The 13,167-nt window shown below is 53.9% G+C and carries 17 protein-coding genes and 1 pseudogene; 4 read left to right on the forward strand and 14 right to left on the reverse strand.

Annotated elements, in window-relative coordinates; all coding sequences use genetic code 11:
• Positions 1-91 precede the first annotated feature (91 nt).
• Positions 92-844: a glutamine amidotransferase gene (locus BN2591_RS06960; RefSeq protein ID WP_086870671.1), complete on the forward strand. Its 753-nt coding sequence runs from the start codon at positions 92-94 to the stop codon at positions 842-844.
• Here BN2591_RS06960 and BN2591_RS06965 read toward each other — a convergent pair.
• Positions 824-1,213, reverse strand: a complete 390-nt coding sequence (locus BN2591_RS06965) for a nuclear transport factor 2 family protein (protein ID WP_086870172.1) — start codon at positions 1,211-1,213, stop codon at positions 824-826. The two genes, BN2591_RS06960 and BN2591_RS06965, sit on opposite strands and share 21 nt — an antisense overlap.
• A 93-nt stretch (positions 1,214-1,306) precedes the next feature.
• On the opposite strand from BN2591_RS06965, the gene BN2591_RS06970 reads away from it, so the two are divergent.
• Positions 1,307-2,026 (forward strand): AraC family transcriptional regulator, encoded by a 720-nt coding sequence (locus BN2591_RS06970; protein ID WP_086870174.1) that lies wholly within the window; start codon positions 1,307-1,309, stop codon positions 2,024-2,026.
• A gap of 66 nt (positions 2,027-2,092) precedes the next feature.
• On the opposite strand, the pseudogene yhaL reads toward BN2591_RS06970, so the two are convergent.
• Both yhaL and BN2591_RS06975 read right to left on the reverse strand, forming a co-directional pair.
• Positions 2,093-2,182 (reverse strand): annotated as a pseudogene (gene yhaL / locus BN2591_RS24875) (protein YhaL); the annotation flags it as partial.
• A gap of 92 nt (positions 2,183-2,274) precedes the next feature.
• Entirely contained in the window at positions 2,275-2,976 is a 702-nt protein-coding gene (locus BN2591_RS06975) for a pirin family protein (protein ID WP_086870176.1), read from the reverse strand.
• 105 nt (positions 2,977-3,081) lie between these two features.
• Here BN2591_RS06975 and BN2591_RS06980 point away from each other — a divergent pair, with 105 nt between their 5' ends.
• Entirely contained in the window at positions 3,082-3,978 is an 897-nt protein-coding gene (locus BN2591_RS06980) for a LysR family transcriptional regulator (RefSeq protein WP_017457395.1), read from the forward strand.
• A gap of 32 nt (positions 3,979-4,010) precedes the next feature.
• Here the strand turns inward: BN2591_RS06980 and BN2591_RS06985 are convergent, their stop codons facing one another.
• The 11 genes from BN2591_RS06985 to BN2591_RS07035 all read right to left on the reverse strand — a co-directional run bounded on the left by BN2591_RS06985 (position 4,011) and on the right by BN2591_RS07035 (position 11,279).
• Entirely contained in the window at positions 4,011-4,358 is a 348-nt protein-coding gene (locus BN2591_RS06985) for a DUF805 domain-containing protein (protein ID WP_017457396.1), read from the reverse strand.
• A gap of 124 nt (positions 4,359-4,482) precedes the next feature.
• A complete protein-coding gene (locus BN2591_RS06990; protein WP_086870178.1) occupies positions 4,483-5,469 on the reverse strand; it encodes a glutathione S-transferase family protein in 987 nt (328 codons plus the stop codon).
• 75 nt (positions 5,470-5,544) lie between these two features.
• Positions 5,545-5,937 (reverse strand): DoxX family protein, encoded by a 393-nt coding sequence (locus BN2591_RS06995; protein ID WP_086870181.1) that lies wholly within the window; start codon positions 5,935-5,937, stop codon positions 5,545-5,547.
• Positions 5,938-6,155: 218 nt separating this feature from the next.
• Positions 6,156-6,446 (reverse strand): YqjK-like family protein, encoded by a 291-nt coding sequence (locus BN2591_RS07000; protein ID WP_086870183.1) that lies wholly within the window; start codon positions 6,444-6,446, stop codon positions 6,156-6,158.
• Positions 6,443-6,838: a phage holin family protein gene (locus tag BN2591_RS07005; RefSeq protein WP_017457400.1), complete on the reverse strand. Its 396-nt coding sequence runs from the start codon at positions 6,836-6,838 to the stop codon at positions 6,443-6,445. The genes BN2591_RS07000 and BN2591_RS07005 overlap by 4 nt, the downstream gene beginning before the upstream one ends.
• A gap of 1 nt (position 6,839) precedes the next feature.
• Positions 6,840-7,142 (reverse strand): ElaB/YgaM/YqjD family protein, encoded by a 303-nt coding sequence (locus tag BN2591_RS07010; RefSeq protein WP_086870186.1) that lies wholly within the window; start codon positions 7,140-7,142, stop codon positions 6,840-6,842.
• 38 nt (positions 7,143-7,180) lie between these two features.
• A complete protein-coding gene (locus BN2591_RS07015; RefSeq protein WP_086870673.1) occupies positions 7,181-7,549 on the reverse strand; it encodes a DUF1090 domain-containing protein in 369 nt (122 codons plus the stop codon).
• Between the two features lie 148 nt (positions 7,550-7,697).
• Positions 7,698-8,084, reverse strand: a complete 387-nt coding sequence (mzrA, locus tag BN2591_RS07020) for an EnvZ/OmpR regulon moderator MzrA (protein WP_086870187.1) — start codon at positions 8,082-8,084, stop codon at positions 7,698-7,700.
• A 4-nt stretch (positions 8,085-8,088) separates the two neighbouring features.
• Positions 8,089-8,751, reverse strand: coding sequence for a DedA family general envelope maintenance protein YqjA (yqjA, locus tag BN2591_RS07025; RefSeq protein WP_017457404.1), 663 nt, complete (start codon positions 8,749-8,751; stop codon positions 8,089-8,091).
• Positions 8,752-9,077: 326 nt separating this feature from the next.
• Positions 9,078-9,854: a transcriptional regulator ExuR gene (gene exuR / locus BN2591_RS07030; protein WP_020455378.1), complete on the reverse strand. Its 777-nt coding sequence runs from the start codon at positions 9,852-9,854 to the stop codon at positions 9,078-9,080.
• A 123-nt stretch (positions 9,855-9,977) separates the two neighbouring features.
• Positions 9,978-11,279 carry an MFS transporter gene (locus BN2591_RS07035; RefSeq protein WP_017457406.1) on the reverse strand — a complete coding sequence of 434 codons (1,302 nt, stop codon included), beginning with the start codon at positions 11,277-11,279 and terminating at the stop codon, positions 9,978-9,980.
• A 465-nt stretch (positions 11,280-11,744) separates the two neighbouring features.
• On the opposite strand from BN2591_RS07035, the gene uxaC reads away from it, so the two are divergent.
• The gene (gene uxaC, locus BN2591_RS07040; RefSeq protein WP_086870190.1) at positions 11,745-13,157 is read left to right on the forward strand and encodes a glucuronate isomerase; all 1,413 of its coding nucleotides are present in this window, start codon (positions 11,745-11,747) and stop codon (positions 13,155-13,157) included.
• Positions 13,158-13,167: the final 10 nt, after the last annotated feature.

A 13,167-nucleotide genomic window follows, 5' to 3' on the forward strand; every position in this document is an offset into this window, starting at 1 on the left:
TATAAATAAATATCCCGTCGGAAGCCTGGCGAAAAGCGCTAACATGTTCTTAAACGGTTTTGAAACTAGCATCGCGGGAGTCGCTGCCGTCATGGACCAAAAATCATTGATCATTATTCAGATGGGGGATGCCCCGAAGCCTTTACGTGACGCCCACGGGGATGTTCCGCATTGGTTTTGCCGGGCTCTTGGTTGTGCTCCTGAAGAGGTGGACGTGGTTCGCGTCTTTGAAGGCGAAACGCTGCCAGCCCCGGATGCGCGCCGGGCAGCGATCATTACTGGTTCATGGGCGATGGTGTCTGACAGGCTGCCGTGGAGCGAGAAGACCGCAGAGTGGATCCGCGAAGCCATTGCGGTTGGGATGTCGCTCTTTGGCGTTTGCTATGGTCATCAATTGATGTCCTGGGCCCTGGGCGGGAATGTTGAATACCATCCGCAGGGCCGTGAAGCGGGGACAAAAACCGTTTATTTGCACGTGGCGGCGGCTAATGATCCGCTACTAAGCCATTTGACAGAGAGCTTCCCTGCGCATTTAACGCACCGACAAACGGTGACACGCTTGCCCATTGGTGCAACGGTACTGGCCTCTTCCGCGCATGATAATCATCAGATTGTTCGCTACGGACCTCGGGCCATTTCGGTGCAGTTCCACCCGGAAATGACGCCGGAAATCGCTACCGATCTGCTGCGTTTGAACCGCGCGCACATCGAAAAAGAGGGCACCGATGCCGACAGCTTAGTGGCCAGCGTGCTGCCCGCGCCAGGCGCGGCGGAGATCCTCCGCCGTTTCGTGCAGGAAGTGACCGAGCGTAACAAAACGCTGTTATCTGACGCTGCCCAGTGAACGGTCTTGCGCTATGCCCTGCACCAGCCGGGTTAACTCCTCGCAGCGGGTGATTAACCCGTTTTCCAGCGTGAAATGCGCAAACACGTCAATGTGTGCCTGAGTGCCATCTTTCTTACTTACCGCCACACGATGGTGGGTCAATACATTATTGTTTTGCCCGGCAATAGCGACCACAGTCACATCAATGGCGTGCGTCAGGTGTTTGAGCCTGGCCATATGTTCAACAAAGCCAGTGAAGTCAAGCGTCTGTCCGTCGACAATTTGCTGATAATCCGGCGAGAAGAATTCGCGGATTTTCGCTTCGTTATGGTCAGGGTGGCAAACGACACTGCGCAATGCCAGGGCGATACGTTGGGTGATATCCATCTTTGTTCTCCTCATTTGTGCTTATAAAGAGGATATCGCCACACCGCGTTGGTATATTAACCGTATCAGGACATTAAATACGGCTTATCAGCCATGTTGATCGTACAAAACCAGCGGCTCACGCATCACAACAAGCACACCACTGAGTGGCACCAGCACGTCACCGGCCAGCTGTTTTGCATTCAGCGGGGGATGATGATTGTGAAAACGGAGCAGGCGCAATGGGCACTAACGCCCGCGACAGTCGGCTGGTTTCCTGCACAGATGCGCCACTGCGCCTGGAGCGTGGGCGACGTGGAAGGGCATAGCCTGCAACTCAACCATGATGATGCCCCCGCTTTCGCGGGCGTGTGGCCTGCCGATCCGTTTATGATGCTGTTGATGGAGCGTATAACGCAGTGCGACCCGGCTCGCCAGGCATCGCTTCTGGCGGTGATGATGGAGGAGATTCGCGTGGCGCCAGCCGCGCCGTTGCAGTTAACCCTGCCGCAGGATCGCCGGGCGAAGCGGGTGGCTGAATTGCTGCTGTCGGAGCCACACAATACGGCAAATCAGGCGCAACTGGCGTGTTGCTGTGGTTTGAGCGTCAGAACATTAAGCCGCTTGTTCAGTGAACAAACCGGGCTGAGTTTTAGTCAGTGGCGACAGCAGGCAAAAGTCCTGGCATCCATGGCGCATCTGCTGCGCGGGGAGTCGGTGAGTGAGACGGCAGAACGCTGCGGGTACGATAACGTCAGTGCTTTTATCGCCGCATTTAAGCTGCGCTTTGGCAGCACGCCGGGGCAGTTTCAGGCGCGAAATCGCGCGCGCTAAGTGCGCGTAAAACGACAGTATGTTCCGGAGAGATTTGCCCCGGTCTTATGCGCCGGGGCTTATGGGTCAGGCGGTGGCTTCTTCTTCCGCAAGGCGGATTTCGGCTTCTGCGACAATAGCTTCCAGCTCTGTCAGCATCTCTTCATAACCGAATCCAGCCAGGGCGGGGAGTGGGGTTTGCTGTGTAGGGTCTGTCATAAAATTCATTGTGCTGCTCATTTCATTTACTCACTTACGTAACGCAACTATCACACGGGTAAATCTATCAGCAAAGCGCGAAGCGGCGTATCGGCAACGAGTGTTATGTTAGCCTCGTCACGAATAAACGCACCATCACCGCAGGTCAGGGCTTCTTTTGCTTCGCAATGTGTCACGGCGTGCACCGTACCGTGAATAGATTGCAAATAGGCGCGCGGGCCATGCAGTTGAATCTGCAACTCTTCGCCTTTGGCAAGCTCAATATGGTGCAGCCACACTTGCTGGCGGAGTTGCAAACTTCCCAGGCTGCCATCAGGGGACGCCAGCAGTTGCTGCGCCACATCGGCAATGGTCATTTTTTGCACCTGCGGGTTTTCACGCTCGGGGCAGGCATCCAGCCATAACTGCATGCGCGTTAATGATTTGTCTTTGCTCAGATTATGCTCGCTGTAGCTGATACCGGGCTGGGTGGCAATTAACAACGCTTCACCGGCTTTCGCCTGAACATGGTTGCCCTCGCTATCGCGATATTCCGCTTCGCCTTCCAGAATCAGATTTAAAATATCCACTTTCGGGTAGGTGCGTGGCTGGAACGATGCGCCTGGGGCAAGCACTTCCTGGTTCAACACGCGCAGGGAGGCATAGCCCAGCAATTTCGGGTCGAAGTAATGTCCAAAAGAAAAAGTGTAGCGGGCCTGAAGCCAGCCGAAGTCAGCTTGTCCGCATTGTTTCGCAGTACGCGTAGTAATCATAATTGTTGACCTCTCTTTACTTAAAACAATGTTAAAGGTATGGACGCTGCATTGTTAGCCAGATATTCTGCCCGGTATGTTCAAATTTCCTGAATGAGAACACTCATGGCTAAAGAAAGGGCGCTGACGTTGGAAGCGTTACGTGTGATGGATGCGATTGACCGGCGTGGAAGCTTTGCCGCGGCGGCGGATGAGTTGGGACGCGTGCCTTCTGCGCTCAGCTATACCATGCAAAAACTTGAAGAAGAGCTGGATGTCGTGCTGTTTGACCGCTCCGGGCACCGAACAAAATTCACCAATGTCGGGCGAATGCTGCTGGAGCGCGGTCGCGTATTGCTGGAAGCCGCCGATAAACTGACAACCGATGCAGAAGCGCTGGCGCGCGGCTGGGAGACGCATCTCACACTGGTCACTGAAGCGCTGGTGCCGACGGTCGAGCTGTTTCCGCTGGTCGACCGGCTGGCGGCAAAAGCCAATACGCAGTTATCGCTCATTACTGAAGTGCTGGCCGGGGCGTGGGAGCGGCTGGAACAGGGGCGCGCCGATATTGTTGTCGCGCCGGATATGCACTTTCGCTCCTCGTCGGAAATCAACTCACGCAAGCTCTACTCGGTGATGAATGTCTACGTCGCTGCGCCGGATCACCCGATCCATCAGGAGGCGGAACCGCTCTCGGAAGTGACGCGCGTGAAATACCGCGGCGTGGCCGTTGCCGATACCGCCCGCGAGCGTCCGGTGCTGACGGTGCAGTTGCTGGATAAGCAGCCAAGGCTGACGGTCAGCACGATTGAAGATAAGCGCCAGGCGCTGCTGTCCGGCCTGGGTGTGGCGACCATGCCTTATCCACTGGTGGAGCAGGATATCGCTGAAGGCCGCTTACGTGTTGTGAGCCCGGAATATACCAGCCAGGTGGATATTATTATGGCCTGGCGTCGCGACAGTATGGGTGAAGCGAAAGCCTGGTGTCTGCGGGAAATTCCCAAGCTGTTTGCCGGTAAATAAGCCATTGCTCCACGTTGGTGGAGCAATGTATTTCAGGGGAACGCTTTCGGTTCGGGGCCAAAGGGGTTTTCTACCGGTGTGCCGCGCTGGCTGTAAAACGCCAGCAGCATCAACCAGCCAATCACCGGAAACAGCAGCAGTAACAGCCAGCGCCAGCTCCGGTTGGTATCATGCAGGCGGCGCACCTGAACCGCCAGGTTTGGCACCAGCACCAGCAGGGCGTAAATCTGGCTTAACAGGTGCCAGCCGATGATCCTGTCGACCACATACAGCACGCCAAAGAGGATAAGGTTGACCAGTGTGAACATCCAGAATTCGCGGCGGTGCGCGCGTCCGTGAAATGTCGCGTAGTTGCTCAGTACCCTAAAATACCAGTCCATTTCCCACCTCGATCAACGGTCAATCCGTTGTTTTCTCAACGATCCCTGTAAGAATAGACGGCAAAAATACAAAGCGAAAACCCGGCGAGAAATAATTTGGGCGCGGTGAAACGCGCCCGGAAGATCAGGAGAAACGCAGGTCGCGTCCGTGTGGCTCATCCAGATCCTGCCACGGCCCGATAGAGATAATTCCGGTCGGGTTAATGGTTTTGTGGCTGCGGTAATAGTGGTTGCGGATATGCGCGAAATCGACCGTTTGCGCAATGCCCGGCATCTGATAAATGTCGCGCAGGAAGCCGTGCAGATTCAGATAGTCGCTGATGCGGTGTTTATCGCACTTGAAATGCGTGACATAGACTGGATCAAAACGTACCAGCGTTGTCCACAGGCGGATATCCGCTTCTGTTAATCGATCGCCCGTCAAATAGCGGTGCTGACCGAGGATCTGTTCAAGGCGTTCCAGCGCATTGAAAACATTGACTACCGCTTCGTCATACGCCTGCTGGCTGGTGGCGAAACCGGCTTTATAGACACCGTTATTCACGTTGTCGTAGATCCAGCCGTTCAGGTCATCGATCTGCTCGCGAAGCTCTGGCGGATAATAATCCCCCGCTTTGGCACCCAGACCGTCAAAAGCGGTATTGAACATGCGGATGATTTCCGCCGATTCATTGCTGACAATGGTGTGATTCTTTTTATCCCACAGCACAGGCACCGTAACGCGCCCGGTGTAGTGCGGGTCGGCATGCAGGTAGAGCTGATAGAGGAATTCGTGTTGGTACAGCGTGTCGCCAGTTGCCGCCGGAAAATCATCGTCAAATGTCCAGCCGTTCTCCAGCATCAACGGGTTGACCACGGAAACAGAGATAAACGGTTCAAGGCCTTTTAACGTACGCAGAATAAGTGTGCGGTGCGCCCACGGGCAGGCGAGTGAAACATATAAGTGATAGCGGTCTTTTTCGGCGGCAAAGCCACCTTCGCCAGAAGGGCCTGGTGCGCCATCTGCGGTAAGCCAGTTGCGAAATGCGGATACCGAGCGCTGGAAACGTCCGCCGGTGGATTTGGTGTCATACCAGGTGTCGTGCCAGACGCCGTCTATCAGTTGTCCCATTTTGTCTCCTCCTTCTGAATAGCAAAAGCGAGGAGTGGTCTCCTCGCTTTAATCTCTTCACTCAGTATAGAGCGCTTACCATTTTTTATTCAGGGCGCGGTCGATACTGATGGCACCCGGACCCGTAATACCCAGCAGCAGGTAACCGCCAGCGATGGTCAGGTTTTTCATGAACATCAGCGAGTTCACGCCTTCCGCAAAGTTGCTGTGAAAGATGAACGCGGTCAGCAGCGTGAAGCCTGCGGTGAACAGTGCTGTAGTACGGGTCAGGAAACCAAACAGAATCGCCAGACCGCCGCCAAACTCAAGAAGAATGGTCAGTGGCAGGAAGAACCCCGGCACGCCCATCGCTTCCATATATTGCTGAGTACCTGCATAACCGGTGATTTTGCCCCAGCCTGCGGTAATAAACAGAATCGGCATCAGAATACGAGCAACCAGGAAACCAACATCTTCTAATTTTTTCATCTTTCTCTCCAGGGAACCACAATAGCGGCTTTCAGTAAAAGGTCTGCAATTACGGGCGGATGCCGCTTGCTTGCTGTCGATGGAGAGGATAGTAATCGTGACGGGAAAAGATTGTTAGCAAGGAAAACTGTCGAAATTTTTCAAAAAAACTGAGCAAACAGAAAAGCAAACGGGCGATGGATAACCATCGCCCGCGTAAGCCGTGCTGTGATTGTGTTTCAGTGCGTTGCGTTGAGCGTCGATTTGACCAGCCGCCATAAGCTCCACGCGCCTAAACCGCGTTTAGCCCAGCGCACAAGCATATTGGGGTGGCGAACGGACCATATCGCCATCGCGCTGCTACCCACCAGCGCCCAGGAACGCAAGCTGAGCAGCGTATTCCAGCCGCGATCGTAGGCTCCGGTTGCTTCCAGCCATTCGCGACGGCTGGCGGTGAGATCCAGGCGTTGTTGTTGGATCTCACTGAGCAAACATGCTTTGCGCTTCAGACGTTCCGCTTTGCCGCTCACTTATCCTCCTCCAGCAAGGCACGGTCGTTTGCCAGCTCCTGGCGAGTATGACGCAACAGCGTCGAGGCCCGCGCTTTACGCAATGTCCAGATGCCGCCTATTAATGCCAGCACCAGCAACACGACGGTGGTTGCAATCATCGCGTTCAGGCGATATTGCGGATCGATGGCCCAGATAATCAGCACCATCAGACTCATCAGGCCAAATGCGGCGAAAAGCATGGTCAGCCCTACCATAAGCAGCAGCTGGAATAAGTTCGCTTTCTCTTCTTCCAGCTCGACAACCGCCAGCCGCAGGCGGGTCTCAACCATTTCAACAAGAATGGTCACAATGCGTTGACCAATCCCCAGTACGCTTTTGCCCGGCCCTTGCGCGTTTCGCAAATCCGTCATCTTAGCGACGCGACAGCAGTACGCCCAGCACCACACCGACGGCGGCGCCGATACCTACGCTGGCCCACGGGTTTTCACGCACATACTCATCGGTACGCGCAGCCGCTTCACGGGTTTGGCGGGCGAGCGCATCGCCGGTTTCGCCCAAACGGTGACGGCTGTCGCGCAGCGCCTGTTCCGCTTTGGTGCGTAATTTACTCAGCTCTTCTTTCGACTTATCGCTGGAATTGCTCAGCACTTCTTCCAGCGTATCCGCCAGGGATTTCAACTCAGCGCGCAAATGGTCAGCATTATCTTTCGACATAATTCTCTCCAGGTGAGTGAGTGGTTATTTCCATTAAATCAGTAGTCACGCGCTTCCAGGGCTTTCAGTTCCGCCTGCGCCTCTTTCAGCTTGTGCTCGCGTTTGCTTATTTTGTCCGCATCGCCTTTTTGCCTGGCCTCATTCAGATCGTGGCGGCGCTCGGCCACCTCGTCTTTCATCTCCGCGATTTTTTTCTGATGGGCGGCGCGCAGCTTGCTGTCAGAGCAGTTGGCGCGCACTTCTCGTAGCGCCTTGTTCAGACCGTCAATTCGGCTCTGATTGTTATGCTTTTCGGCATAGCTGATTTCACGCTGGATCTCATGTTCCTTTTCCTGGCAGGGCGAAGCCGCCTGGGAAAATGCGCTCAGCGAAAAAAGGGCCAGCGCCAGTGCGATGCGGTTTTTCATAATCGAGAACCTTCCATTGTTGGCCAGCGAAACGATGGTTACGCCAGCGTCCAGTGACATAAAGCGAACTCTGGTTCCGTGTACTCAAGCATAGTAAGTAAACGGCTAAACACCAAAGTGAGTGAAAAGATTCAGAATCCTGGAAAGGTTAACCGAATCGATGTGTGCTATTGCGCAGGCGGGTCAGCCACGCGGAAGTTTGGCTGTTATCATCGTCCTGAGCGGCAATGATGTAACCATGAGGTAAGGTGCGATCGAGCACGATTTTCGCCGCCGCGCTCTGCTCACTGGATTCAAACTTGATTAACAGCGTGTCGTCCTGCGGCGTAATACTTTTAAAGTGAATGCCGTTGGCATCGAGGTGGTGCCAGACAGAGAAACCATCGGGCACGCTGACATTTTGCGTAATTGGGCGGATCGCCAGCGTTGATTCACGGTGTTGCAGCGTCGTCCAGGCGAAAAACATCACGCTGAAAACGGCTATCGCCGCGACACCCATCAGTAACCAGCGTAAAAAGGGACGTTGCAATTCCATGGTCTTAACCCCGATTGCGGTATTTTTTCTTCCACAGCACCACCAGTGAGCCAGCAAGGCCAATCACCAGTAATACTACCGGAAGCAACATCAGGCAGGACATCAGGGCATCTTCGTATTTACGAAACACTGGCGTCTTGCCCAGCAGATAACCCAGCGTGGTCAGTATCAGCACCCACAGCAGGCCGCTCATCCAGTTGAAAAACTGGAAGCGGGCATTACTCAGACCAGAAAGTCCGGCAATAGTTGGTAACAGAGTGCGAACAAATGCAATAAAACGACCAATCAACAGGGCGGAGAGGCCATGTTTGTGGAAAAGATGGTGCGCGCGCTGGTGATAATGCGCGGGAAGATGCGATAACCAGTTTTGCACAATGCGCGTATTACCCAGCCAGCGCCCCTGAATGTAACTGAGCCAGCAACCCAGACTTGCCGCCACGGTCAGCAGCAAAATGGTTTGCGGATATCCCAGCGCGCCTTTTGCAATCAGCACGCCAATCAGTACCAACAGGCTATCGCCCGGAAGAAACGCGGCCGGAAGCAGGCCGTTTTCAAGAAATAAAATGACAAATAAAACAAAATAAAGCATGCCGATCATGCCTGGCTGCGAGAGTGTCGCGAAATCCTGGCTCCAGAGGGCATGAAGTAATTGGCTTAAAAGTTCCATTCAGTGTTCCTGGTACATCGGTTTACGTCACGCCCGGAACGGCACGGCGATTATCTTTAATACATTATGGTCGCTCGTGGCACACTCGATACGGCATATTCTGGTAACAGACGTTGTGAGCAAGCACTAACTTACATGATGACAAATGCATCCAATTGTAACAAATGCCGACGTTATGAGTCAGTCAGAAAAATGAGTTTCGGTGATGATTTTGCTTGTCGCGGCAGGGGGAGGCGAGGCTATTTACAAAGGCTGACACTCTAGACGGTTTACTTACCTTAAACCGGGTCAGGCGCAGCGTAAGTGTGCGCCTTGTGGGACATTTTTTACTTGCTGCCGGTTGCGGCGGTATCAAGATGCACCACCGGGTTTTCCGCAAACAAATAGCGATCGGCGTTGAATTCGAAATCATCGCTGGTTTCGTTAAACAGCATCTGTTTGGTATTTTCCAGATGTTGCCACATCGCCAGTTTCGCCGCGTGCGGGTCTTTGCGAATCAGCGCGCGCAGGATCTGGTCATGATCGTCACACCAGTTATCCACGGTGCGTAAATCGATGTGATCGTGCAGTTTTTTCCAGTACGGGTTGTGCACACGCTGCGTCCACATTTTTTCGACGATGGCCGCAAGCGCCGTGTTCTGCGTAGCCAGCGCGACCTGTACATGGAACTGCAAATCCCACTCCGAATCGCGAAAACACTTCTCTTTACGCGCATTATCCTGAATTTCCATCAGCTTCATGATGTCCTGTTTCGTCACCTGGGTGGCGGCGAATTCAGCAATATTACTTTCGATAAGCTGACGAGCCTGCAGCAGTTCAAACGGGCCGTAATTGGCGAACTCAAGGTTTTCATCCGGTGCCTGGGTGTGGCGTGCCACGTTGGAGATCACGTGAATGCCGGAGCCTTTGCGAACTTCAACGTACCCTTCCACTTCAAGCATGATAATGGCTTCACGAACCACGGTCCGGCTTACGCTTTTTTCATCGGCGATGAAGCGCTCGGCGGGCAGTTTGTCTCCCACCAGATAGACGCCTTGCTCAATACGGCTTTTAAGCTCCGCGGCAAGCTGCTGGTACAAACGTCGTGACTCGGAGATTTCCATATGTGAGCTCCAGGAAAAAGAAGGGCAATAATAGATTTGTTATACCACTTTTACTGCTTTCTCACCATCGCAGATAGTAAAAAAGCCGCACCAGGCGGCTTTTTTACGTATCAAAATTGAGGTTTAACTTTGTGCGGCGGGGCCGCCAAGCGAATGCTCTTTCACGACCTCTTCGGCTGATTTGTTTTTCAGCACGGTCCAGATAACCACGGCACCCAGCAGGTCGAACAGCGCCAGCACGGCAAACAGCGGGCTAAAGCCGATGGTATCCGCCAGCGCACCCACCACCAGCGCAAACAGGGTACTTGCTGTCCACGCCGCCATACCGGTCAGACCGTTCGCGGTCGCCACTTCGTTACGACCAAATACGTCAGAAGAGAGGGTAATTAGCGCACCGGACAGAGACTGGTGAGCAAAACCACCGATACACAGCAGGCCAATTGCCACATACGGGCTGGTGAACAGGCCGATCATGCCAGGGCCAATCATCAGTACCGCGCCCATGGTCACTACCATTTTACGGGAAACAATCAGGTTCACACCGAAGACGCGCTGGAACAGCGGCGGCAGATAACCGCCCACGATGCAACCCAGGTCCGCGAACAGCATCGGCATCCAGGCAAACATCGCGATTTCTTTCAGGTTAAAACCATAAACCTTGAACATGAACAGCGGGATCCAGGCGTTAAACGTACCCCAGGCAGGTTCTGCCAGGAAACGCGGCAGCGCGATACCCCAGAACTGACGGGTGCCCAGAATCTGCCAGACGGACATTTTCTTGCCGTTGTTGGTCTGGTGTTGTGCTTCCTGACCACCAATGATGTACTCGCGCTCTTCTTCGCTCAGTTTTTTCTGATCGCGCGGGTGTTTATAGAAAATTAGCCAGGCCATCGCCCATGCAAAGCTCAGCACACCAGAGATGATGAACGCCATTTCCCAGCTGTGCATGACAATTGCCCACACCACCAGCGGCGGCGCAATCATCGCACCAATAGAAGAACCGACGTTGAAGTAACCCACCGCGATAGAACGTTCTTTCGCCGGGAACCATTCGGACGCCGCTTTCAGACCTGCCGGGATCATCGCTGCTTCAGCGGCACCCACCGCGCCACGCGCCAGTGCCAGACCACCCCAGCTGCCTGCCAGCGCAGTCGCGCCGCAGAACACCGCCCAGGTGATCGCAAAGAAGGCATAACCAATTTTGGTGCCCAGAACATCCAGTACATAGCCTGCAACAGGCTGCATAACAGTATAAGCCGCGGAATAAGCCGCAATGATGTAAGAGTATTGCTGAGTGGTAATGTGCAGCTCTTCCATCAAGGTTGGAGCGGCAGCCGCTACGGTGTTACGTGTCAGGTAGCCCAGCACGGTGCCGACCGTCACCAGTGCTATCATGTACCAACGTAATCCTTTGATTTTACGCATGTAAACCTCATCGTTATGTTATTACCGCCTGCGCGGCCATCCTGCGATCGCGTTCGGAGGATGAAACGGGGAGGACGTAACCGGGAGAACTCCCGGTACGGCCCAAACCTTGCCATAAGTAAGCGTGTTTAAGTCGGTATCCGTACCCAAAAAATCCGATTAACTTTTTATCGGGAATGCATTCCGTCGGCTTATGTGTTCGACGGCAGGAAAGATAACTTGTCATACAACTTGAAAAGGTGAGTGACATCACAAAAGTGTTTTTCTTTGTGTGGTCTTTAACTTTGCCGGGATAAGCCAGAAACGGCGCGGGTTAGCGGGATATTCAGGCGCATGGATTGTCAGTTTTTGTCTGCTTTTATTGATCCAACTCACGAAAATATCTTCGGTCTATGGAAATTGGTGTGATAACTTTGTCAGCATTAAAGGTAAGCATCAGACGCACTCGTTTAGAGGAAGACGATAATGACCCCGTTTATGACCGAAGATTTTCTGTTAGATACCGAATTTGCTCGCCGTCTGTACCACGACTACGCAAAAGACCAGCCGATTTTTGACTACCATTGCCACTTGCCGCCGCAACAGATCGCAGACAACTACCGCTTTAAAAATTTGTATGACATCTGGTTGAAAGGTGATCACTACAAATGGCGCGCCATGCGTACCAACGGCGTACCTGAGCGCCTGTGTACCGGTGACGCTTCCGATCGTGAGAAGTTTGACGCCTGGGCCGCTACCGTGCCGCACACCATTGGTAACCCGTTATACCACTGGACGCATCTGGAACTGCGTCGTCCATTTGGTATTACAGGTAAGGTGCTGTCGCCGTCTACCGCCGACGAAATCTGGAACCGGGGTAATGAACTGCTGGCGCAGGATAAATTCTCCGCGCGCGGCATCATGCAGCAGATGAACGTGAAAATGGTCGGCACCACCGACGATCCGATTGACTCGCTGGAACACCACGCTTCGATCGCCAAAGATGGCACTTTCCACATCAAAGTGCTGCCGAGCTGGCGTCCGGATAAGGCGTTCAACATTGAACAAGCCACGTTCAATGATTACATGGCGAAACTGGGCGAAGTGTCTGATACCGCCATTCGCCGTTTTGCCGATCTGCAAACTGCGCTAAGCAAACGCCTGGATCACTTCGCGGCGCACGGCTGTAAAGTTTCTGACCACGCGCTGGACGTTGTGCTGTTTGCTGAAGCCAGCGAAGCCGAACTGGATAGCATCCTGGCGCGTCGCCTGGCAGGTGAAACGCTTGGTGAGAAAGAGGTGGCGCAGTTTAAAACCGCGGTACTGGTATGGCTGGGCGCGGAATACGCCCGTCGCGGTTGGGTGCAGCAGTACCACATCGGCGCGCTGCGTAATAACAACCTGCGTCAGTTCAAACTTCTGGGGCCGGATGTTGGTTTCGATTCCATCAACGACCGTCCGCTGGCGGAAGAGCTCTCTAAACTGCTGAGCAAGCAGAATGAAGAGAACCTGCTGCCGAAAACTATTCTGTACTGCCTGAACCCGCGTGATAACGAAGTGCTGGGCACCATGATCGGCAACTTCCAGGGCGAAGGTATGCCAGGCAAAATGCAGTTCGGCTCCGGCTGGTGGTTTAACGACCAGAAAGATGGCATGGAACGTCAGATGACACAGCTGGCGCAACTGGGTCTGCTGAGCCGCTTTGTCGGCATGCTGACCGACAGCCGCAGCTTCCTGTCTTACACCCGCCACGAATATTTCCGTCGCATCCTGTGCCAGATGATTGGCCGCTGGGTCGAAGCGGGCGAAGCCCCGGCGGATATTCAACTGCTGGGCGAAATGGTGAAAAACATCTGCTTTAACAATGCGCGTGACTACTTCGCGATTGAACTGAACTAAGGCCGTTTGA

The organism is Kosakonia pseudosacchari (assembly GCF_900184035.1).
GTDB lineage: Bacteria > Pseudomonadota > Gammaproteobacteria > Enterobacterales > Enterobacteriaceae > Kosakonia > Kosakonia pseudosacchari.